Origin of the sequence: Clostridioides sp. ZZV14-6009 (assembly GCF_020658095.1) — a bacterium.
Lineage (GTDB): Bacteria > Bacillota > Clostridia > Peptostreptococcales > Peptostreptococcaceae > Clostridioides.
In genome coordinates, this window is the sequence record NZ_JAGWDG010000003.1 from 246186 (window position 1) to 270779 (window position 24594).

23 protein-coding genes are annotated in these 24594 nt (G+C 30.5%); 3 read left to right on the forward strand and 20 right to left on the reverse strand.

From position 1 onward, the window contains the following. Positions 1 to 97: 97 nt before the first annotated feature. Positions 98 to 562, forward strand: a complete 465-nt coding sequence (locus KGF36_RS07130; protein ID WP_227827670.1) for a hypothetical protein — start codon at positions 98 to 100, stop codon at positions 560 to 562. Between the two features lie 122 nt (positions 563 to 684). Here KGF36_RS07130 and KGF36_RS07135 read toward each other — a convergent pair whose 3' ends face one another. The 7 genes from KGF36_RS07135 to KGF36_RS07165 form a co-directional block, all read right to left on the reverse strand. Beyond that, a complete protein-coding gene (locus KGF36_RS07135) occupies positions 685 to 1002 on the reverse strand; it encodes a PTS lactose/cellobiose transporter subunit IIA (protein ID WP_227827671.1) in 318 nt (105 codons plus the stop codon). A gap of 12 nt (positions 1003 to 1014) precedes the next feature. Beyond that, positions 1015 to 1746 carry a chitin disaccharide deacetylase gene (gene chbG / locus KGF36_RS07140; protein ID WP_227827672.1) on the reverse strand — a complete coding sequence of 244 codons (732 nt, stop codon included), beginning with the start codon at positions 1744 to 1746 and terminating at the stop codon, positions 1015 to 1017. A gap of 22 nt (positions 1747 to 1768) precedes the next feature. Beyond that, entirely contained in the window at positions 1769 to 3079 is a 1311-nt protein-coding gene (locus tag KGF36_RS07145) for a 6-phospho-beta-glucosidase (protein WP_227842542.1), read from the reverse strand. 74 nt (positions 3080 to 3153) lie between these two features. Next, positions 3154 to 4470: a PTS transporter subunit EIIC gene (locus KGF36_RS07150; RefSeq protein WP_227854650.1), complete on the reverse strand. Its 1317-nt coding sequence runs from the start codon at positions 4468 to 4470 to the stop codon at positions 3154 to 3156. A 21-nt stretch (positions 4471 to 4491) separates the two neighbouring features. Continuing rightward, positions 4492 to 4803: a PTS sugar transporter subunit IIB gene (locus KGF36_RS07155; RefSeq protein WP_227854651.1), complete on the reverse strand. Its 312-nt coding sequence runs from the start codon at positions 4801 to 4803 to the stop codon at positions 4492 to 4494. Between the two features lie 203 nt (positions 4804 to 5006). Further along, positions 5007 to 5711 carry a GntR family transcriptional regulator gene (locus KGF36_RS07160; RefSeq protein WP_227827676.1) on the reverse strand — a complete coding sequence of 235 codons (705 nt, stop codon included), beginning with the start codon at positions 5709 to 5711 and terminating at the stop codon, positions 5007 to 5009. Between the two features lie 94 nt (positions 5712 to 5805). After that, positions 5806 to 7167 (reverse strand): MATE family efflux transporter, encoded by a 1362-nt coding sequence (locus KGF36_RS07165; protein WP_227842540.1) that lies wholly within the window; start codon positions 7165 to 7167, stop codon positions 5806 to 5808. A 438-nt stretch (positions 7168 to 7605) separates the two neighbouring features. Here KGF36_RS07165 and KGF36_RS07170 point away from each other — a divergent pair, with 438 nt between their 5' ends. Continuing rightward, positions 7606 to 9369, forward strand: a complete 1764-nt coding sequence (locus KGF36_RS07170; RefSeq protein WP_227842539.1) for a bifunctional homocysteine S-methyltransferase/methylenetetrahydrofolate reductase — start codon at positions 7606 to 7608, stop codon at positions 9367 to 9369. Positions 9370 to 9588: 219 nt separating this feature from the next. After that, positions 9589 to 10740, forward strand: a complete 1152-nt coding sequence (locus KGF36_RS07175) for a GGDEF domain-containing protein (RefSeq protein WP_227839667.1) — start codon at positions 9589 to 9591, stop codon at positions 10738 to 10740. 95 nt (positions 10741 to 10835) lie between these two features. Here KGF36_RS07175 and KGF36_RS07180 read toward each other — a convergent pair whose 3' ends face one another. From KGF36_RS07180 to KGF36_RS07240, 13 genes are all read right to left on the reverse strand, one after another. Continuing rightward, entirely contained in the window at positions 10836 to 12554 is a 1719-nt protein-coding gene (locus KGF36_RS07180) for a putative 2-aminoethylphosphonate ABC transporter permease subunit (protein WP_227854652.1), read from the reverse strand. A 4-nt stretch (positions 12555 to 12558) separates the two neighbouring features. Further along, the gene (locus tag KGF36_RS07185) at positions 12559 to 13548 is read right to left on the reverse strand and encodes an ABC transporter ATP-binding protein (protein ID WP_227827681.1); all 990 of its coding nucleotides are present in this window, start codon (positions 13546 to 13548) and stop codon (positions 12559 to 12561) included. Between the two features lie 103 nt (positions 13549 to 13651). Further along, entirely contained in the window at positions 13652 to 14701 is a 1050-nt protein-coding gene (locus KGF36_RS07190) for a putative 2-aminoethylphosphonate ABC transporter substrate-binding protein (RefSeq protein WP_227827682.1), read from the reverse strand. A 366-nt stretch (positions 14702 to 15067) separates the two neighbouring features. Continuing rightward, positions 15068 to 15736, reverse strand: coding sequence for a V-type ATP synthase subunit D (locus KGF36_RS07195; RefSeq protein WP_227854653.1), 669 nt, complete (start codon positions 15734 to 15736; stop codon positions 15068 to 15070). 5 nt (positions 15737 to 15741) lie between these two features. After that, positions 15742 to 17115, reverse strand: a complete 1374-nt coding sequence (locus tag KGF36_RS07200; protein WP_227433968.1) for a V-type ATP synthase subunit B — start codon at positions 17113 to 17115, stop codon at positions 15742 to 15744. Continuing rightward, on the reverse strand, positions 17112 to 18890 hold the full coding sequence (locus tag KGF36_RS07205; RefSeq protein WP_227433967.1) for a V-type ATP synthase subunit A: 1779 nt from the start codon (positions 18888 to 18890) through the stop codon (positions 17112 to 17114). Before KGF36_RS07205 ends, KGF36_RS07200 begins: the two co-directional genes overlap by 4 nt. A 116-nt stretch (positions 18891 to 19006) precedes the next feature. Next, a complete protein-coding gene (locus KGF36_RS07210) occupies positions 19007 to 19324 on the reverse strand; it encodes a V-type ATP synthase subunit F (RefSeq protein ID WP_009893746.1) in 318 nt (105 codons plus the stop codon). After that, complete coding sequence (locus KGF36_RS07215) at positions 19317 to 20294, reverse strand: V-type ATP synthase subunit C (protein ID WP_227839670.1); 978 nt, start codon at positions 20292 to 20294, stop codon at positions 19317 to 19319. Before KGF36_RS07215 ends, KGF36_RS07210 begins: the two co-directional genes overlap by 8 nt. A gap of 16 nt (positions 20295 to 20310) precedes the next feature. After that, positions 20311 to 20874, reverse strand: a complete 564-nt coding sequence (locus KGF36_RS07220) for a V-type ATP synthase subunit E (protein WP_227827684.1) — start codon at positions 20872 to 20874, stop codon at positions 20311 to 20313. 51 nt (positions 20875 to 20925) lie between these two features. After that, positions 20926 to 21417: a V-type ATP synthase subunit K gene (locus KGF36_RS07225; RefSeq protein WP_003422657.1), complete on the reverse strand. Its 492-nt coding sequence runs from the start codon at positions 21415 to 21417 to the stop codon at positions 20926 to 20928. Between the two features lie 2 nt (positions 21418 to 21419). Continuing rightward, a complete protein-coding gene (locus KGF36_RS07230) occupies positions 21420 to 23345 on the reverse strand; it encodes a V-type ATP synthase subunit I (protein WP_227827685.1) in 1926 nt (641 codons plus the stop codon). Position 23346: 1 nt separating this feature from the next. Further along, a complete protein-coding gene (locus tag KGF36_RS07235; RefSeq protein WP_227827686.1) occupies positions 23347 to 23658 on the reverse strand; it encodes a hypothetical protein in 312 nt (103 codons plus the stop codon). A gap of 639 nt (positions 23659 to 24297) precedes the next feature. Continuing rightward, on the reverse strand, positions 24298 to 24507 hold the full coding sequence (locus KGF36_RS07240; protein WP_227827687.1) for a hypothetical protein: 210 nt from the start codon (positions 24505 to 24507) through the stop codon (positions 24298 to 24300). Positions 24508 to 24594 lie beyond the last annotated feature (87 nt).

Consider the following 24594-nt stretch of genomic DNA (forward strand, 5'->3'; position numbering starts at 1 on the left):
GTTTTTTATGTAAATATAATAAATAGAATGACTTTTCAGTTAAACAATGATAAAATGCAAGGTACAAAACAGTAATTTAGTAAGGAGGATTTAAATCGTGGTACATTTAGTATATTGTGATAATGCAGGGAAAAAAGGAGAAAAGGTCTTAGACAAAATTTTAGCGGGAACTAAGACGATGGTAATTAGAGGTGCTGCTGGTAGAAAAATACCACATAGCAGAGTATTTCAAGGAGAATTACTTTATTTTATGGAAAAAGGAACTTCAAAAATTTCTGCAAAGGCTACTGTTAAAAAAGTAGACAACTATGTTAAATTAACAGAAGACGAAATTTGCAAAGTTCTAGATGAAAATCAATCAAAATTAAATTTATCCGAAAAGCAAAAAATTCGTTGGCATAAAAAGTGTTTATGCTTGGTTGAGTTTGAAAACGTTCAAGAAATAACACCTCTTGATTTCGACCACCAAGGGAATATGGATGATTGGCTTATTATTGAAAAAATTGAAGATGTAGTTGTTGGTACTAGTATACCTTACAATTACGAAAAATCTAAATTTTAAAATATTAATAAAATAATAAGAGATTCCTAAGTTATAACTTTTAAATTTATTCTAATAAAAAAGAGTGTCTTTAATAATTATAGAAATTATTAAAAACACTCTTTCATAATAGTTAAATTAGACTACTTGCTTTCCAATCTTTCATACAAATCTACAAATTCTTCTGCTAGTTGTTGAAAGTTCATAGATGTCATTAAATGGTCTTGTGCATGAACTAATATAACACTCATTTCAGTTTTATTACCACTAGCTTCATTTTGTATTAATTCTGTCTGGAATTTATGTGCTTTATGAATTGATTCTTTTGACTTTTCAATGCACGCTCTAGCATCATCTATATTTCCGTTCTTTGCTTCTTTTATAGCTTCAAAAGCTAGACCTTTTGCATCACCTGCAAATCCAATTATTCCAAAAGATATTTCTATCATCTTCTCATCCATCTGTATTACCTCCTAAATATCTCTATAGCTTGATATGACTAATCCATTTTCTCTCAAAAACTCTCTGACTTTTTTAGATGTAAGTATTTTGTGCTCTTTCGTTCTATCAATTGCATAAGATGTAGAATTTAAAATATAATCATCTAAAAAAGCTGGGTGAGACATAATATCCACTACATCATACTTCATTATTTCTTCTATATTTTTTATAAAATATTCTTCACTCACATTTTCTTTATAAAAGCTATCTATTAATGGAACTATTTTTGAATACTCTAAATCGTATTCAAAACCTCCTCTTATTGGAAGATTATACTTATTTACAATTTTCTCTATTATTGGTTTTAAATTTACTAGAGTATGAATATGATGATGACTATCTAAATGAGATATGTCTATTCCAAGTTCTTTTACTCTATCTATTTGAGCACAAAGTTCTCTATAAATCTCGTCATAATCCATTTTTTTAATAATTTCGTCTGTAATTCTTCTAATAAAAAAACCTTCTTTATCAACAATAGTTTTTAAGTTAGACAATAATGGTCTACCACAACTTAAAGTCATATGAACTCCACAATTTAAATCTCTATTTTCTTTAAGTAGCTTTACTCCATGTTCTACACCAGGCATATTTGCCATCATAGATGTAGACTTAACTATTCCATTATTATGAGCTGATATTATACCATAATTCACAGCTTCGCAATATCCAAAGTCATCTGCATTTATTATAATTTTAGTCATACCATAACCTACTTTCTATAAACTATCTATTAAATCTAGGAAGATAATCTTTATGAGCTTCTAACATTTCATCTAATATAGTTTTTGCCAAATCATCAGATGGAATCAATGGGTTTATACAAAGTGCCAATAGAGCAGAATCATAATCTCCATATACAGCTGCTTTGGCTGCTAAAACTTCAAATGACTTAATTTGACTTACTAACCCATGTACAGAATCTGGTAAATATCCTATACTTAATGGTCTTGGTCCATTTTTTGTTATTACACTACTTACTTCTACTGCCTGCTCATCTTTAAAGTCTCTTATAGCCCCATTATTTAATGTATTAACTACTTGGATGTCTTTTTTATCATTGTATATAGAACTTATTAGATTACAAGCAGCATCACTATAATAAGCTCCTCCTCTTTTTTCAAGTTGAGGTGGTTTTATATCTAGTTTTTCATCTTTATATAATTCAAATAATTGTTCTTCTAATTCTTTAACCACTTGACCTCTAGCTTTTCCCTCTTTAAACTCTAATAACTCATCTTCAAGCATTTCTTTAGTTTTATAATAATATCTATGATATGGGCAAGGTATAGCACCTAAAGATTTTATAAAATCAGCATTAAAATCAATTGCCTTTATATTTTGCATACTTATATCTGCTTTAACAAACTTATCTATTGCTTCATTTGTAACATCTTCTCCATCTAAAGCTACATTAAGACCATAAACCATATGATTAAGACCTGCAAAATCCATACTTATTCTATCACTTTCTACATTGAATAGTTTAGCTACATCATTTTTTAAATGAATTGGGACATTGCATAGACCTATATATTTTTTAAAGTTAGTGTATTTGAATACAGCTTCTGTTATTATTCCTGTTGGATTTGTAAAGTTCACCATCCATGCATTTGGACATAATTCTTCCACATCTTTTATTATATCAAATATAACTGGTATTGTACGAAGAGCTTTAAACAACCCACCTGCACCATTAGTTTCCTGTCCCATAACTCCATGAGATAAAGGAATAGTTTCATCTTTAATTCTTGCATCTAAAAGGCCTACTCTGAGTTGTGTTGTTACAAAATCTGCGTCTTTTAAAGCTTCTCTTCTATCTAAAGTAAGATTTATTTTCATATCTATTCCAGCTTTTTTTACCATTCTTTTAGCTAGATTCCCTACTATATCTAGTTTTTCTTTTCCATCTTCTATATCTACAAGCCATAATTCCTTTACAGGTAGCTCCTTATATCTATTTATAAAACCTTCTACAAGTTCAGGAGTATAACTTGAACCTCCTCCAATTGTAACTATTTTTAGCCCATTTTTCATCTCATTATACCATCCTTACTTATAATTTAGTATATATTACAGAACTTTATCTGTTTATTGTTGAATAAAATTACCTAGTTGTTAATTTTTGTTAATTTTTTAGCTTCCATTTTTTCAGATGCTATAACAAATGGAATGTATATTAATATTGACAATATTAAATTAAATAGTGCTAAAGCTCCTCCACTCCAGTCACCTGTGGCCATTGCTCCACCTAATATAGGAGGTGTTACCCAAGGTATTTTAGGTAAAATTACTGGTGCTACTAATCCAAAATCTATTGCTAAATATGATACAGCACTACACACTACTGGTGCAAGTACAAATGGAATCATAAAAATAGGATTTAAAACTATTGGAAGCCCAAATATTAATGGTTCTCCTATATTAAATATTGCTGGAGGTCCCCCTAACAATATCATCTCTTTACGTCTTCTTCCTGCTATTAATAAAGCTACAACTAATCCTAATACCATTCCTGAACCACCTAAATACACAAATGCATCAAAGAATGAACCTGCAAGTACATGATATCCTTCAGTTGCACCTGCTTGAGCTAAGGCAGCGTTTTCTCCACCTAATTTCATAAGTATTGTTTCTGTAAAAGGAAGTGCTATATTTGCACCATGAAGACCAACAGTCCAAAGTATATGAATTATAAATGCAATAAGCATTGTAGAACCTAAACTATCAGCTACGTTTGATAGTGGTGCTCCTAAGTAAGTATTCAAAATATCTGTTAAGAAACTTCCATCTGAAAGCATTTTTATAAATATTCCTATTACAGTAAATATCATTATAGTTAACATTCCTGGTATTAACTTTGCAAATGAGCTTGAAACTGCTGGTGGAACTCCATCTGGCATTTTTATAGTTAATTTCTTTACTTTAGATAATCTTACAAATATCTCAGCAGATAATAACCCTATTAATATAGAAGAGAAGAGTGCTGCTGTTCCTAAGTAAGTCTGTTGTATCATTCCCCATCCTTCAACTGCGCTAGTACCACCTTCTGGAACTATCTTACCAATTTGTGGAGCCATTATAAAAAATATAGATAGTGCTATAAGACCAGCTTGTAATCCATCACTTTCATAAGACTTTGCTAGGAAATAGGCAACACCTATTACTAAAAATACTGCCATCGTACCTATAGCTCCCCACCAAAGGTCTTCTCCAAACATAGTCCAATTTTCTCCAAATATACTTGCCATCAGATTTTTATACGCTTCTAATGGCAAGTTGTTTATCAATGTTCCCAATGCACCTACCATAGTTATAGGTATCATTGCTATAAATGCATCCCTTACTGCTACTAAGTGCCTTTGAGCCCCTACCTTTGCAGCTACAGGCACTATATATTTATCCATAAATGACATGAATTTTTCCATTTTACATCCTCCAGTACAATTTTATTTTGAATTATTTAATTCTACTGCTCTATCTAGGACAGCTTTCCCATTACATCTTCCATAATCCATCATATTTATAACTTCTACTGGAATATTATGTGGTTTTGCCATTTCAGTTGCTTTTCCTAATACATATCTAACTTGAGGTCCTAAAAGTAAGACATCACAATTTTCTATTTCATTTTTTAAGTTCACTTCTGATATAGCCCATATTTTTGCTTCTATACCGTTTTCCTTCGCGACATCCTCCATTTTTGTAACCAATAAACTAGTTGACATCCCTGCTGAACAAGCTAACATTATTTTTATCATTTTCTTACCTCCAAATTAGAATTTATTAAGTATCTTTTTAAGTCACAATATCTTTAAATTATACATTTAAAGTGTCCTTATTTATTAATTTTTATTTTAATGTATATATTTTATTTTTAAATGTATATACATTTATTTCTTGATATTATTATATATCAAATGTATATACATTTCAAGAAAACTTTTTCATTTTTTCTTAATTTTTATTCGACAACAGCACTTAAAGTTAAAGTATATCCATGATGATATGTGTGTGAGTATTCAAAAACCTCACTATTTTGTAACTTACAAACTTGATTTATATATAAAAGTGCTTCTGGCTCTTCAATCTTTAAATTAGTCATACATTCCTCATTTGATATTACAGCTTGTACTTCTCTCTCTGACATAGCTATTTTATATCCACATACTTCTTCTACAAAATTATAAAGTGAATTTTCACAATGAATCTTATTTAAATTTGGAAATAACTTAACTGGCATATATGTAATCATATATGAAACCCTTGTTTCATCTGCCAATCTTACTCTTTTTATCTCCCATACATTTTCTCCTAAGCTAATGTTCAATTTACTTGATAATTCTTCATCTGCTTGAACTATTTCAAGAGATACCAATATATTAGATACTTTATAACCTTTATTTTCCATCTCCTTAGTAAATCCACTTACAGAAGATATATTATCGTATATTTTATTTGCGAGCACTATACTTCCTACACCTCTTTGTCTAGTTATATAACCTTCCTTAACTAGATTATTTAATGCTGACCTTACAGTCATTCTAGTCACATTAAATTCTTCGCTTAATTGCTTTTCAGATGGGATTAAATCCCCTTCTTTCAAACTATCTGAATTTATTAGTTCTCTTACATGATTTTCTATAACTTTATAAATTGGTTCTTTCATTTAATTCACTCCTCATCAATTCGAACTTTTATATGATAAGTTAATTTTATATACAAATAAACAAAATGTCTATACATTTAATACAAATTAAATTTTATTTAGATACCTTATATAATTTCCCAAGTTTAAGCAGATATATAAATAAACTTATCATTAATATTCCCTTTAATATACTTGATAGTGTTATACTCCACCAAACACCATTTAATCCTAATATTTCTGGTCTAGATATAAAATAAGCTAATGGTACTCTTGCACCAGTCAATACAGTAACTATTATAGAAGGTATATAGGTTCTTCCTAACCCTTTAAAAGCTCCTGTTGTTATTATTTCCAAACACATAAAAAATTGAGAGTATCCTAATATTTTAAGATACATCGCTCCTTTTTCTATTGCTTCACTTTCATCTATAAAAACAGAAAAAATACTTCCACCTGCAAATATCAATACTAAGGTTGTCATTATTCCAAGTATAGAAGATACAATTATAGCTATTTTACATCCTTTATTTATTCTAGAGTACTTTTTGGCTCCATAATTTTGTCCAACAAAGCTTCCTAATGCAACAGCCAATCCTTCAGCAGTCATCCATGATATTGCTTCTATTTGTGACCCTACTTTTTGCACTGCAACTGCAACAGGTCCCCATGAAGCTACTATTACACCAAGTAACATTGAAAATATTGTAAACATTCCACTTTGTATAGCTACAGGAAAACCTAATTTATATAGCACTTTATAGTATTTAAGTTCTATTTTTCTGAAGATTTTTATCTTAAAATACTCCTCTTTACTCTTAAATATTATATATAGAAAACACGTAGTAACTACTATTTGTGCAAATACAGTAGCAATAGCAGCCCCTGCAACTCCAAGTTTTGGAGCAGGTCCCCATCCAAAAATTAGCACAGGGTCAAGTATAATATTGGTTATTAGGCCTATTGTATTGATGCAAAAAGGTGTTCTACTATTCCCAAGTCCATTGAAAATTGCTGTAAATACTGGATTGATAAAATAAAATACCATACCTAAAGCTACTATTATTAAATATTGTCTGGACATAGATATAACTTCTAAATCTCCCAATCTGAAAAACCCTATTAGTTGTTTATTGAGTACTATCAAAACCATAGTATACATTATTGCCAACATAATATTTATTTCTACTGCTGATTTTATATATGATTTAGTTGTGCTTATATTATTTTCTCCTATACTTTGTGCTACCTTTACTTCCCCACCTACTTTTGAAATCATAATAAATGCCATTGCAAGCCATGGAAAAAATCCAGCTGTCCCAACTGCGGCTACTGCTTTACTTCCAGCTTTACCAACCCATATCATGTCTATCATATTATATCCCATTTGTATAAATGAAGTCCCCATTATTGGAAGTGATAGTCTAAGTAACTTTTCAGTAATCCTTCCTTCTGTTAAATCAAGTCTATTTTTCATTTTCCACCTCTGTCTTTATAATCTATCATGTGTTATTTCTCTATAACAGTATACTTAACACTTTGGATATTTACATTATTATTTCCAATCATGAATACAAATTTTACTCTATACAATATACCCTATTTATAAAAATTTAATTATAATAATCATTTTTAATAGTTTAATATAAATCATAGGTCTATATAGCTTCAAAATTTATCAACTCTAGAAAAATACTACAGTGTTTGTCTTTGACTTATGGCAATATATATAATTATATCCCTATATCACTATTATAGTTCTTATTTTAATATCAGTTAAGCAAGTATATCAAAATCACTAGCAAACTTGTTATATAAGCTAAGATGCTCCACTATGTTTTCCAAATATTGACAAGATTTTTTTGGGTTGATATACTAATACTTAAAATATTTTAAATTCGTGTGAGGTGAAGCAATGAACATAAATGAATATATTAAAGACTCTGTTTTAGTTTTTGATGGTGCAATGGGTACATACTATTCTAAACTAAAAAATAGTCCTTTCAATTGTGAAATGGCCAATATAAACGATTCATCTACAATATTATCTATACACAAGGAATATATAAAAGCTGGATGTATGGCTATTAAGACAAATACTTTTGCAGCAAATGAAACACTTCTAGAGTGTGATTTTAAAACGGTCAAAGATATTATAAAAAGTGGCTATGAAATTGCATTAGAGGCAACAAGAAATACAGATGTATTTATATTTGCTGATATTGGCCCAATACCTGCTCTAAATGATAGAGATTTGTTACCTGATTATAAGAAAATAGTAGATGTATTTTTAGAAATTGGAGCAACTAATTTTCTATTTGAAACATTTAGTAGTGATGAATATTTACCAGAAATCTCAAGTTATATAAAGGAAAAACAACCAAACGCATTTATCTTAACAGAATTTGCAGTTAATCCAGAGGGCTTTACTAGGCTTGGAAAAAGTGGAACTAATATCTTTAAATCTATTTCCAAGGACAAAAATATTGATGCATTAGGATTTAATTGTATCTCTGGTCCCCACCATTTATTACATTTTATAAAGACACTTGATATTAATGACAATATAGTTTCTATTATGCCTAATGCAGGCTATCCAACTATTATCAATAATCGTACATTTTTTGAAGATAACTCAGACTATTTTTCAGAACAGATGCTAGAAATATTAAATCAAGGAGTTCATATACTAGGTGGATGCTGTGGTACAACACCTGAATTTATTAAAAAGACTGTTGAAATAATAAATTCTTCATACAAAGGCAATGTTGACATAAAAAATGATATTTCTCCAAAAGAAAAAATTAAATCTGTAACAAAAAACGAGCTCTTAGAAAAGCTTGCTGTAGGTAAAAAAATTATAGCAGTTGAACTAGACCCTCCTATTGATACAGATATTGATTTTTTTATGAATAGTGCTGAAAAACTAAAAAACTATGGAGTTGATGCAATAACAATTGCTGACTGCCCTATAGCAAGAGCAAGAGTTGATAGTAGTTTATTAGCTTGCAAAATAAAGAGAGAATTAGACATCACCCCTATACCACATATGACATGTAGGGATAGAAACATTAATGCTACAAAAGCTCTTCTTTTAGGATTAAATATTGAAAACATAAACAATGTGTTAGTAGTAACTGGGGACCCTATACCTTCTGCTGAAAGAGATGAAATAAAAGCTATGTTTAGTTTCAACTCCTCTATACTAGCAAATTACATAAAAACTTTAAATGAAAATACCTTTAATACGCCATTTAATATATTTGGAGCTTTAAATATAAATGCAACAAACTTTGATTCTCAACTTAAGCATGCTAAGATTAAAATAGAAAATGGAGTTACTATGTTTTTAACTCAACCAGTTTTAACAGAACAAGCTCTATTAAACTTAAAAAAAGTTAAGGAAATACTTCCTGCAAAGATATTGGGTGGAATTATACCTGTAGTAAGTTACAAAAATGCTTGTTTTATGAATAATGAAATTTCAGGAATTACTGTCTCACAAGAAATTATAGATATGTACAAAGACGCTTCAAAGGAAGAAGCTACTAAACTTGCTATCAATATATCAACTCAAATAGCAAAAGAAATTGAACCTTATGTAGATGGTTATTATATCATTACACCATTTAAAAGAATTGACATAGTATGTGATATATTAGCAGGTATTGACAAATAAAATAATTATAATACAAATACTATTAAGATATTATAATGTTTATTTATTAAAGTATAGTGTAATTCTAGAAAGCCTTGTATTTGAATCCTTTAAGCTAAATTATAGATTGTAATTTTTAGATGATTTTGATAATATATATGTATATTATGGTAATATTTATAGCTATACATTAATTATGAGGAGATTTTGTGAAACATTTTTTCACAAAAAATTTGGGATATGGAAATAAATAAAAAATTCAATAGAGTTGATATGCAAGTTTCAATACTTACTGCAATTATTGTAATAATTTCTTCTTCATGTGTTTATTTTTTTAATTATGCACTCACTTATAATGATATGATTTATACTTTAAGTGAGAGGTCAAGACATATATATAAATATGTAGAAAAAAATCTTGACAAAGATACCTTTATTGAAATTAATTCTGAAAAAGACCACTCAAAAGAGTCTTATAAAAGTGCTAAGGTGCTATTGGAATCTGTAAAAAATACTACTGGAGTTATGTACCTATACACTGCAAAAAAAACAAAAGACAACTCCTTGGTATATGTTGTTGATGGTTTAGATTCATCTAGAAGTGATTTTAGAAATGCTGGTGATTTGATAGAAAAAGAGATTTGGGGTGACCTTAACAAAGCACTAGATAATAATATATTGCTACCTAAAAAAATAAAGAAAACGTCCTGGGGACACATATTTATATCGTATTTTCCTATCCATAATGATGCCGGTAAAGTCGTTGGAGTAATGGGAATTGAATTTGAAGCAAAACATCAATACAATACTTTTAGATTTATAAGTATAGTTACTCCTTTTATAGCTTTATTAACTTGTTTAATATCCGCATTAGTAGCAGTAATCCTATTTAAACGTATATCTAATCCTACATATACTGATTTTGCCAATACTGATTATCTAACAGGCTTAAAAAATAGAAATGCTTTTGAAATAGATATGAATAACTTAAACAATTCAAATCTCAAAATACCAATTTCTATAATGTCAATAGATTTAGATGGTCTTAAAAAAATCAATGATAAATTTGGCCATCAAACAGGAGATTTATACATCAAAAATGCAAGTAAAATTATACAAGATGTAATAAATAAAAAGCATATAGTTTATCGTGTTGGTGGAGATGAGTATATAATTATTTTGAAAGATTCCTATCGTGAAGAAATAGATAGTATTGTCGATAAGATTAACTTAAAAATAATTGAAGAAAACTCTACTAATGAATTAAATTTATCCATGTCTATTGGATATGCTGTCTTTGATGAAAACTTAGATACCTCTTTATTTGATACATACCATCGTGCAGATTCTGAAATGTATTATAACAAAAGAAAAACTAATAAAAAAGATTAATATTTATTTTAAATTTATATAAAAAAGTCTATTCTATAAACAATAAATTATAAGAATAGACTTATTTATATGTGTATTTTTATACAATAACTTCTTTAATTAAAATTTGCTCTTTTTTCCAAACGATTTTTTATAAATTCATGAATTACTTTAACTAGTACATTTGTAATTAATATCAATACAGCCAGTGCTGCTGCTTGTGCTGTACTTCCCTTATCATCCAACTGTACAATTGATATAGCTGCAACCTTCGAACTTGCTGTATATATAAAGACTAGCGCTGATATTGTTACCATAGAATTTAAGAAAAAATACATAAAATTTTCTAAAACTGCTGGCAAACAAAGTGGTATTGTTACATTCTTAAGAATTGATGCACTATTTATTCCCATCGATTTTGCCACCATGTCTAATTCTTTGTCTACTTTCTTAATAGCTGTAGTTGCAGTTATAAATGCCACTGAGAAAAAGTGTACTACATTACATATAACCATGATAAATAATGTTCCATACAATCCATTAAATAAGTTTTTAATGTATATTGTATCCATCAAATTAAACTCTAATTTATTAAAAAATAGTACATAAGCTATACCTAACACTAACCCTGGTAATGCCATAGGCAATGTACTTAAAAAATATCCAAATGACTTTAAATATGGAGCTTTTTCTGTTTTTTCGTTTAGATATGCAAATAAGAAAACAAAACTTGTACCAAGAATCGCTGTCAGTAATGACATTTCTATTGAATTTATAAATGGCTTAATTCCATCAATACTACTTTTCATAGAAAAGTGTTCAAGTGTGAGTCTTAAATCATATGGCCAAACAGATATTAGTGAAGATAAGATTACAGTCAACATTACAGCTATTATTCCAAATGCAATAATTCCTACAATGACTCCAAACATACTGTCTCTTAACTTATTAGATTTAACCTTATATGGGATTGATTTTGAATTTATATATGAATTTTGATTTTTTTCGATTTTTTTAGTTACTATAAAAGATATTATTGCAGGTATTAAAAGTAATATTGATACAGTTGCTCCCATAGGCATATTTTGCTGCCCTATAATTTGCTTGTATACATCTATTGATAATACATTGAAATCTCCTCCAATAACTTTTGGAGCTCCAAAGTCTGTAAAGCACAATGTGAAGGATACAAATGTTGAGCTTATTAAAGAGTACTTAATACTAGGTATCGTTATACTTAAAAACTCTCTTATCTTGCTTATTCCCATAGCATTGCTAGCTTCATATAATCTATAGTCAGTTGAGTTTAGTGATATATAAAGTATTTGAAATGATTGAGGAAATACATATATAATTTGTGCTAATACTATTCCAATTGAACCATATATCGGAATATTTATTCCAAGTAAATTAGTCACTACTCCTTGGTTTCCAAATAAATATACCAGACCTATAGCGTGCATCATTGTAGGAGCAAACATAGGAAACATCGCTATAGATTTAAGAAGTCCTTTAAACTTAATCTTTGTTCTTGTTAGTGCATATGCATAGACTAGTGCAAGCGTTAAAGATATTATAGTTGATATAACAGATACAAATATTGTATTTTTCAGAGAATTTAACAGTGCTTCAGAAGCTAAATATTCTCTAAAATTTTGTAACCCAACAAAAACTCCATCTTTATCTAAAAATGCTTGTACAAACAGATAGATTATGGGTGCCAATAAAAATATTACCAAAGACATAACTAATACTGTAAGTATACATTTTTTTATATCTAAATTCATTTTAGATTTAATATTTATACTTTTAGAACTTATAGCATTATTATTCATATATTTATGCTCCTTTAACTTTTGGATACTTTAAATAGTATTTTTCATCTATACTTACACTTACAAAGTCGCCTTCTACTAAATTTAAATTAACCCATTCTTTTATAGAAACATCACTTATTATAAAGTTTTCATTTAATTTATCTTTTATTTCCACTCTCAATAGATTCCCTCTAAATTCTATATTAGATATTGTTCCATGATAATTTTCTTTTGTTGACTTTTCTATTTGAACATATTCTGGTCTTACAGTTAATATAGAATCTCCTCTATCAAAACAGTTTGTATCTCCTATAAATTGAGCTGTAAATAGGTTTTGAGGATTTTGATATATTTCTTCTGGAGTCCCTATCTGCATTATGTCACCACCATTTAAGATTGCAATTTTGTCTGCCATAGTTATAGCTTCTTCCTGGTCATGTGTTACCATTATTGTTGTTATATTTAATTCTTTCTGTAACTTTTTAATATCCATTCTAAGTTTGTGTCTAACCTTTGCATCAAGTGCAGACATTGGCTCATCTAAAAGTAAAAACTTTGGTTCAAGTGCTAATGCTCTTGCTATTGCAATTCTCTGTTGTTGACCTCCTGACAATGCTTTAGGATACTTATGAGCTTCATTACTCAATCCAACTGTTTCAAGCACTTCTCTAACCTTCTTATCTATCTTTTCTTTTGGTACCTTTCTTTCTTTAAGCGGAAAAGCTATATTGTTATATGCTGTCATATTTGGAAATAATGCATATGATTGAAATACTATCCCAAAACCTCTCTTTGATGGCTCTAAATCTGTGATATCTTTATCTTGAAGAATTATAGCTCCACTATTTACATCTTCAAGCCCTGCTATTATTCTAAGTAATGTAGTTTTTCCACATCCACTAGGCCCAAGTAAACATAGAAATTCACCTTCTTCAATATCTAAACTAATATTATTTAACACTCTTTTTTGGTCATAACTCTTGAACACATTATTTATTTTTAAGTAACTCATATCTAATCTCCCCTTATACAATTATATTTGTTTTTTTAATTTTGTTTTTTAATTTTTCTTATAAGTTTTTTTCTCTATTTTTATTAAAAAATCCATTTAACTTTTACTTACTTTCAGATTTTGAACCATATTTTGATTCCCAAGTTTTTAACACTTCACTTCTATTTTTTGATGCAGAGTTTAAATCAACTTCTTTAATCAACTGTTCTAATGGACGTTTAGAGTAACCTTTTGGTACAGTATTATCTGTCTTTATAGAAGTCACTGCTACTTCATGTGCATATCTGTCCATAGCTGAATCACTTATTGCCCAGTCTAAAAACAATTTTGCTTCTTTTTTTATATTATCTTTCTTAACCAAAGCATTTGCTTCTAAATCCCAACCTGAACCTTCTTTTGGAAATACTACTTCTATAGGTTCTCCACTAGACAATTGCTGTGTAGCTCTATATCCAAGTGTAATGCCTATTGGGTATTCTCCTGAACCAGCTAGTTTTGCAGGTTTTGAACCTGAATGTGTATATGTAGCTATATTCTTATGTAGTTTATCCATATAATTATAAGCTTCTTTTTCACCCATCATTTGGATAAGTCCTGATACTGTAAGATAACCTGTACCAGATGATGCTGGATTTGGCATTGTTATAAGACCTTTGTACTCTGGTTTTATTAAATCATTATATCCTTTTGGAACATCCAACCCTAATTTTTCAAGTTCTTTATAATTAACTACTAATGCTGTCTCTGGTACACTCATACCTACCCATGATACATTTTTTCCAGTATCCTTAAATCTCTTATCTACCTTGTCATAGTTTTTAGGCTTATATGCTTCAAGTGCCCCATCTTCTTTTAGTTCTATCATATTCATTGCTGATAATCCCCATATAACATCTGCTTGTGGATTATCCTTTTCTGCTAATAATTTTGAAGCTATTACACCATGAGAATCCATCACTATTTCTACATCAATATTAGGATACTCTTCTCTAAATCCTTCCATATAGTAAGCTATTTGCTCTTCTTCTAATGCTGCATATATTGTAAGTTTATTATTTCCTTTTCCTTGAGTAGTTTGTGGTGTTGTTGATATGCAACTTGTCATAAATGCAATTACTACAATACACAGACAAGTAAATATAAATTCTTTCATATCTTCCCCCTTTTTTGTGTTTTTATATTTTTTTAATTGTTTTTTATTGTTTTTGCTTATGTTTATATAATACACCTAATTTGTTAATATGAAGTTAAGTGTAAATTAACAATTCGTTAATTTTTAGAAATTTTTGTTAAATTTATTATTTTTTTACAAAGTTCTATGCATATAGACCCTTGTATCTTCATAAAACTTCTTATAAAAAACACCCTTTTACCCATACGAGTATGATTTTATTTGAAGTTTTTTTATATACAAGGTAGAATATACATAACTTTTACATCAGGAGTGTTGAAATATTGTACAAAATAAGCCTAACTCCTATAAACTAGGACGTTAGGCTTATTTTGTATAAGTATTTAATTATCCAACTAAATCATTTTTCTTTTTTTCTTCAAGTGATTTTTTAAGCACCATATCCTTAACCTTCATAAGTCTAGTAGTACTTGCTCTCTCATTTTCTTCAAGCTTCATAGCAATATACTTAATAGTTTCAATGTAATTTGGTATCATTACATTTTCAAGAGCATTAACACGTCTACGTGTCTTTTCTATCTCTTGTGCAAGAAGCTGTGCACTTTTTTCACTTTCTGCAAGTCTTAAAAGTGGTTCCATTGCATCTGAAAATGCTTCCATAGCAGAATCTAATTCCCCTGATGTAAAAGCAAGACCATAAGGATAAATATCACTTTGATTGTTTTCAGTTTTAAAGTCAAACACAGGAACATCAACACTCATTATATTTCTTGTAGAAACACCTACAGAAACAGATTGTTTTGGCATCATAAGTGCTGAACCTAGATACTCCTGACTCATAACTGCCCTTGCAATTATAAAATTTTTATAAGCAGCATCAAGAGCATTTTCTGCTTCTTCACGTAATCGCTTATTTTCTCTTACAATTTCAAGAAATTGTTTCATAAGTTCATCAAGCTTATCTTTAAGAAGCTTATGACCTCTTGTTGCAGTTTTAAGGAGTTTCTTAAGTCTAGTCATTTCCATACGTGTTGGATTTATATTTAATCTAGCCACAGATATCACTCCTTAGGCATATATTTTTCAAAATATTCATCACGAATACGTTTAAGTTCACTTTTGGGTAACATACTAAGAAGCTTCCATCCAATTTCTAATGTCTGCTCAATAGTTCTGTCAGTTCTAAACCCTTGTGAAACGTATTCTTTCTCAAATTCATCTGCAAATTTTGCATACATTAAATCAATTTCAGAAAGTGCAGATTCACCCAGTATTGCCATAAGTTCTTTTGCATCTTTACCTCTTGAGTATGCTGCAAAAAGCTGGTTCATTGTATCTGCATGGTCCTCACGAGTCTTACCTTTACCAATCCCCTTATCTTTAAGACGAGAAAGTGATGGTAAAACATCTATAGGAGGCTGTATATCTTTTTTGTAAAGTTCACGGTTAAGTATAATTTGTCCTTCTGTAATGTATCCTGTAAGGTCAGGAATTGGATGTGTTTTATCATCCTCAGGCATTGTAAGTATTGGAATCATTGTTATAGACCCTTCATGCCCTTTCATTTTTCCTGCTCTTTCATACATTGTAGCAAGGTCAGTATAAAGATAACCTGGATATCCACGACGTCCTGGAACTTCTTTTTTAGCTGCAGAAACTTCACGTAATGCTTCTGCATAGTTTGTAATATCTGTTATTATAACAAGTACATGCATATCTTGCTCAAAAGCAAGGTATTCTGCTGCTGTAAGTGCCATTCTAGGTGTAGATACACGCTCTACTGCTGGGTCATTTGCAAGGTTTACAAATACCACAGAACGGTCGATTGCACCAGTTGCTTTAAAATCACTTATGAAGAAATCTGCATCTTCAAAAGTTATACCAACAGCTGCAAATACAACGGCAAACTTAGAGTCAGTTCCACGAACTTTTGCTTGTCTTGCAATTTGAACTGCAAGATTAGCATGTGGCAAACCAGAACCTGAGAATATAGGAAGTTTTTGCCCTCTAACCAAGGTATTAAGTCCGTCTATTGCAGAAACACCAGTCTGTATAAACTCAGCTGGATAATCACGCGCTGCTGGATTTATAGGTGCACCATTTATATCAAGTCTCTTATCTGGTATAATTTCTGGTCCACCATCAATAGGTTTACCCATCCCACTAAAAACACGACCTAATATGTCTGGTGAAACTCCAAAATCAAGACTCTTTCCTAAAAAACGTACTTTACTTTCAGCAAGGTTTATACCTGTTGAACTTTCAAAAAGTTGGACAAGTGCAGTATCTTCATTTACTTCTAGAACTTTACAACGACGAATTTCTCCACTTGAAAGCTCAATTTCTCCAAGTTCATCAAATTTTACACCTTCTACGCCGTTTATTAGCATAAGAGGACCGGCTACCTCTTGTATTGACTTATATTCCTTTATCATAGTTCTTCAGCCCCCCTCTTTTTAATAAGGTCAGCAAGCTCGTTGTCTATTTCATCTTCAATTGCATCGTAAGCAGCATCTAGTTTATCTTCTTCTACATACTTAGCACGACCAATCTTTTCAAGAACTGAAAGCTTGATAATATCATTTATAGTAACATTTTGCTTAATAGCATCTTGTGCTGACTTATAGAATTTTAGAATAAGCCCCATCATTCTATATTGTTTATGAAGTGATGTATAAGTATCAACTTCATGGAAAGAGTTTTGATGAAGGAAGTCCTCTCTTATAGAACGAGTAACTTCTAATATCAATCTATCTCCATCTGAAAGTGAGTCAACACCAACCAATTGAACTATCTCTTGAAGCTCAGATTCAACTTGCAAAAGTTTCATAGCTTGAGCTCTTTGAGCTGAGAAATTATCATTTACATTTTTATCTGCCCATACATCAACTTTCTCCTGATAAAGTGAATAACTTGTTAACCAGTTAATTGCTGGGAAGTGACGTTTGTATGCTAATGAAGCATCAAGTCCCCAGAATACTTTTACTATACGAAGTGTTGCTTGGCTGACAGGTTCTGATGTATCGCCACCAGGAGGAGAAACAGCACCAATTGCTGTAAGAGTTCCTTCTCTGTCATCCATACCTAGACAGTTTACTTTTCCTGCTCTCTCATAGAATTGAGCAAGACGCGAACCTAAATACGCTGGGTAACCTTCTTCACCTGGCATCTCTTCCAAACGACCACTCATCTCTCTAAGAGCCTCTGCCCATCTTGATGTAGAGTCTGCCATAAGTGCAACACTGTATCCCATATCTCTAAAATATTCAGCTATTGTAATACCAGTGTATATAGAGGCCTCACGTGCAGCAACTGGCATATCTGATGTATTGGCTATAAGTACTGTTCTTTGCATAAGTGACTCGCCTGTTCTTGGGTCTTTTAGTTCAGGGAATTCAAGAAGAACATCTGTCATTTCATTTCCACGTTCTCCACATCCTATATATACAACTATATCTGCATCTGCCCATTTAGCAAGCTGATGCTGTGTAACAGTTTTTCCACTTCCAAAAGGCCCTGGAATAGCTGCTACACCACCTTTTGTAATTGGGAAAAATGTATCTATAACTCTTTGACCTGTAACAAGAAGTGAATCTGGTGTTTTCTTTTCCCTATATGGTCTTTCTTTTCTAACTGGCCACTTTTGCATCATAGTTACAGCTATATCATTACCTTTTTCATCTGTGATAACACAAACTGTATCCTCAACAGTAAATTCTCCAGAATATATTTCTTTTATAGTACCTTTTACTCCATAAGGAACCATAATCTTACATTCCACTACAGCAGTTTCTTGAACTACCCCAATTATATCTCCTGCTACTACTTTATCACCAGCAGACTTTTTAGGTTTGAATTCCCATTTAATTGTTCTATCAAGTGAAGATACTTCAACACCTTTAGTTATATTAGTACCTGAAATCTCATACATTTTTTCAAGTGGACGTTGAATACCATCATAAATAGTTGAAATAAGACCTGGCCCAAGCTCAACACTCATAGGCATTCCAAGAGAAACCACTTCTTCTCCTGGTCCTAGACCAGAAGTTTCCTCATAAACCTGTATAGAAGCCTTATCTCCATGCATTTCAATAATCTCGCCTATAAGATGTTTATCAGAAACTCTTACGACGTCAAACATATTCGCATCTCTCATGCCCTCCGCTACGACAAGCGGTCCTGACACCTTTACAATTGTGCCTGTTTTCATATTCTCTCACCTGCAATCATATACTTTATCAAAATTTAAATATTCCCTCCTATATTTTATCAATACATTTTTTTAGCATTAACAAAATTTGAGATTGTCTCTTATTCAATTTGCATCTATTCTTTAAATAATATATCTGCACCTATAGCACGTTTACTAGATTCTCTTACTTCATTCATACCTAATCCCATACTTCCTCCAATACCTGGAATAACTATAATAGCAGGAAGTTGATAGTCTTTGTATTTTGCTATTGATTCTTTTGCAAGCAATGACGCCTGTTCTGTAATATAAATTATCGCATATTCATCTTCAACCAACTTATGTATACTTTTTTTAATTTCGTCACTATCATAGGCTGGGAAGATATCTATTCCAAGAGCTAAAAATCCCATGATGCTATCTTTATCTCCAACTACTCCTACTTTATACATAAGCATCCCTTAGCCTTTCTTTTATAGTATCTGCGTCTATATTATTAAGCTTACTAGTCATAATAATCCTAATTGTTTTTATTTCTGATTCTTTAGCATATAAATATGCAATTAGCGGTTCTAGTGTAAGAGGTTTAAATTTTGCGTCTCTAACATATTCCATAAGATAATCATCACAAAGTTTTTCAAAGACAGTAAATCCACTATCCATACCATTTTTACAGACATCAGAGTAAGAAGTAGATTTAAAACATGATGCTGGAGTGTCTGAAGAAAAAGCTTCTAAGAATTTTTCTTTATCAAGTGAACCACCTGAAACAAACACATTCATAAACATATCAAAATCTTTCTTCATATTTTTAACTCTTATAAAACTCTTTAGATTTGTTAAATCACAAACTTTCATAACATAATCTATTACAAATTTATTTTGGCTTTCTGTAGCTGTCTCTTTCATACTTGAAAAAGTTGCTTTATCTAAAACAATATCAACCATTTGACCATTTTGTGTTTTACTATAAATCTCAAATGCATCTGTTATTGCTCCTGCCATTATCTTAGGTAAATCACTAAAACTACGATTTGCTAAAGATTCTTTAAGCTTAGCAAGTGGAATTGTACCTCCATCAATTAAGTACTTTTCGCCATCTACACCAGAGATTTCTTCTTTAATCAAAACTTTTAAGTTATGATAATCATTTTTATAAAGGAATACATCAACAAATTTTTCTTCAGGGGCTAGACCTTTAAGAATTTCATATGTTTTAGATAATTCTTGAGTCAAAACATTCTCAAAATTGTGAACATTATTGTTTGACGAATCCGTATAACCTGCTTCTGCTATAATTCTTAAAGAGTCTTCAGGGCTTTTAGCTTCTGCCATTTGAATAAACATTTGTCTGTTAAGAAGCTGTTTTTCAAGCACTCTTATTCGTGCCACGGCATAGGGATAAGTTTTTTCTTCTGCCATTTTTTAACCCCCCTCCTTAATTAAACAAAATTTCTGCTGCAATTTGCTCAATATCTTCATGCTCTACTGCAATTATAGCTTCAAACGAATAATTATACTCAATATCACCTTTTTTAACTATGAAACCTCCAGTAATATCTCTAGTTTCATCAGACACTTTGATGTCTTTTTTAGATAATACATCTTTTAATGTTTTTCTATCTTTTTTAGATAATACTATCTCAGAACCATCTGTACAATTCGCTTTTTCAATCATATTTAATATAATTTTTTCATATTCACTATCTTTAAGATTTAGAAGTTTATTTTTAGCTTCTAAAATTACTTCTTCTAAAATCTGTTGTTTCTTTGATAATATTTGTTTCTTTGCCTCCATATAAGCTCCTGATATTTCTTTAGAAGCTGCTTTTTCTGCTTCTGCCTCTGCAAGCTTTGTATAGGAAGCCATTTCCTTTTCAGCTTTTTCATTAGCTGAGCTTATCTTTGAATCTGTTTCAATTTTAGCTTTATCCAATATTTCTTGCGCCTCTTGCTTGGCATCAGCTATAATTCTGTCAATCATTTTTTGTTCATTACCCATAGGAGTGCTTCCTCCTTTTCATTTTTTTTACTTATGAATTATATTCTATAATTATCCAATTGCAATTCCATTGTAAGCTAAGAAAGAAACAAGTAGTCCTAAAAGAGCATATGTTTCAACTATAGCTGCAAATGTTATAGCTTTACCAAGTTCTTCAGGTCTTTTAGCAACTATTCCAACCCCTGCTGCTGCTGCCTTACCTTGTGCAATACCTGATACTAAACCAACTAGACCAATTGGAAGCCCTGCCATAAGAAGTTGTAAACCTTGAGCTGATGTTGGTATCGCATCTCCACCAATAATTCCTGCTTTTGATAAAATAAGGAAAGCTATGATAAATCCATATAGACCTTGTGTACCAGGAAGAAGTTGTAAAACTAGAAGTTGACCGAATTTACTAGGGTCTTCTGTTACAACACCTGCTGCGGCTTGCCCTGCTATTGAAGTACCTTTAGCAGAACCCATACCTGCAAATAACGCTGCTATAGCAGCTCCTGATATTGCCAAAAATTGACCATTTCCTAACGCGTTTAAAAATTCCATATTTACATCTCCTTTTTATTAATGCTTGTATATTTTGTTTTATACTTAAACGGAACAAAAGGAACTCCTCCGCCTTCATAAAACTTATTGAAAAATTCTACATACTGTAACCTACTTGTATGAACATATGCACCTAGTGCATTTATAAGAAGGTTTATTGTGTGTCCTACAACACCAATTACAACTGCAAATATTGGACCAGCTATAGCCCCTAAAAGATTGATAACCTGCCCTATAACTCCTGTTGTTAGACAAAGAGCCATAATTCTTGTATAAGATAATATATCAGCAAAATAACTTGTTATACCATAAAGACTTGAAAATCCTTTAAAAAGCTTAACAGGTACTCCTTTAAAGCTTCTCCCTTGAGTAAGAACAAGACCTATAGCACCTATAATTGCTAAATATTTTCCTACTTCAGAAAATACGCCTATATCTCCTGCAACAAAAGGTATTATAAGTAGACATACCCCTGTTATACATAAATACCAAAATCCTACGTCACAAATTGCATCTATGACCTTTCCATCTCTTATTAGTGTATATGCTTTAATTCCTAAACCTACATATATATGGATAATACCGAACAGTAATGACATCCCCATAAGTACCATAACATCCTCTAAAGGATTAATTAAAGCTTTTATAGGAATTAAATCCCCCAAAATACCCCCGAATATAAGACCCCATATAGTAGTTGAAACTCCACAAATACCAATAAGTTTAATTAAATTTCCTTCACCCTTTTTCATCTTTGATTTGTATATAATAAATCCACAAACTAGGGCAATTATTATCCCATATGCAGCATCACTTAGCATCATTCCAAAGAATATAACATAAAAGAAAGTCATAATTGTATTTGGGTCAATATCTTTTGTGCTTGGACAACTGTACATGTTTGTTACACTTTCAAAAGGTGTTACAAGTTTATTGTTTTCAAGTAGAATTGGGAAACCTTCTTCTTTATTTCCTTCCTCTGTTTGAACACAACAATCAAACTTTTCTGTGATTTCATTAATTAGCTCACTGGCACTTTTACTTGGCAACCAACCATTAAGACAGAATGTTGTTTTTGTTTTTACAAGTCTCTCTATAATCTTTTTCTGGTCTCTTTCTATAGTGTAAAAATCATATAGATTTTCAAGCATGTGTATATTATTTCCATGATTTTTGATTTCTTCTGTCTTATTTTTAGAAACGTTTTCCTGTCTAATTATCATTTCATTGTATTTCTTGATAGCTTGTGATGGTGTTCCTTCCTCACTTGGTAATGTAACTATTGAAAAATTAAATTCTTTAAGAACTTCTGTAGCATTATCAAAAGTTTCTTTTAAAGTAATTAAATAAACATAGTTCATTAACTTGTCAGAGTCAATAATTCCAAGAACACTTTCTGGCACTTCATCCTCTAGTCTAACTCTTAAAGCATCAATATTTGCGTTTGTGGGTATCGTTCCTAGAATAGTTTTTGTATACTTAGTTTCCATCTTTTCAAAAGGAACATCAAAGTTTACCCATGGCTCTAACATACTTTTATTATTATTTAATAAATTTATGTTACTCCTTATTGTACCTATCTCTTTATTTAGATTATTTAACTCCAAAACTTCAGCATAAATTTCCTCTTCTTTTTCACTGTCAATTTTGTTAAATTCTCTTTTTGGTGCAAACATAGCTTTTTTTTGTTTCACTAGTGAAGAAACAATGTCAATCGCTTGATTCACATGTGCCATCTTCTGTTCTAGCATTATAACCTCTGACTCCTCACCATCTTTTGTAAGATGATTTTTTAACTCATCCATTTCAGTAAGAAAGGCACTATCATCAATTTGAACAAATCCACGGTTCATAAGTAGCTTTAAAATTTGGCTTTTTTGAGCTTCTAAGCCAACAATAGATATCTTGTTCATATTAACTATTGCCATATTATCTCACTACCTTTCCAATAACCGCCTCGATTGCCTTACTTCGTCTTTCTGTCGCAGTTTTTTCAATTTTCAGACATTCACTTTTAGCATCTGCCAAGATTTTATCAACCTCTGCTTTACTGTCGGTGACTGCCTTCTCAACAAGAGTTTCTTCCATAAGCTTTGCTTGCTTTTTTACATCAGCCAAGATGCTTTCACATTCGTTTACAGCATCAGCTCTGATAGACTCTGCATCAGTAACAGCTTTTACTTTAATACTGTCTGCTGTCTGCTCTGCCTCAACAATGCTTTTTATTATTTCAAAAGCCATCCAAATCACCTCTCTTACCTTTTTACTATGTATATAACTAATTAGAGTTTTTTATTCTAATTAGATTACTACCTCATTGTTAAAGTATAAACAGCATTTTTATATAATAATTAATTTTTTTCAACGTTTATTTTTTAATAAAACACATTTTAGAGTAGTACTTGCTTAGACTTACATTCTTTTTTGACTTACTTTTAGACTATGACATGAGTATGATTTTTAAATATCATTATTTTCAATAATTATAATTTAAAGCAATATGGTTTGTCAATAGCGTTATTTTGTTTTGAAATTAACGTTTTATCGACATTTTTAATTTTTATTTCAATTTTTTTTTACGTATAATTTTATTTTTTCCATATAAATTATTTTTATCTTTTTTTTCAACACCTGAGATGGTAAAACTTATTGTTTTTTTTGAATTTTTAGAAATATCTTATATTTTTTCATCTAACTTTTATAAATCATTAGCTCATATCGATTTTTGTCAGCTTATTTTAGTTTAATTTTTTCTAAATTTATTAGAAATAAGTTAATCCTTTTTTAAGATTGATAAAATTTACACTTATTTTTAAATATTTTAATCTCTCAATTATTTTCTTAACTTTAAATATATAATATAACTAATTAGTTTATATATTATATATTCGCCAACATGATGAAAAAGTCCTCGAACCAATCACTCCAATCTTCAATAGGATATGCAGCTCCTCCATTTACGCTTTTTAGAAGATTGGATGTATATTCTTCTCCTATAGAAAAAAGTTCACCTATGGTTATATCATATCCTCTATATGTAACTACTTTACAAAATGAATCCATAACATCACGTTGTTTTCTTGTTTCCATAATCTCTTTCGTGAACTACCATCCACTTAACTACCTACGGTAATGTTTGAAGTGGTGGCTTCTTGGTCAAGATAACTATTGTTATCA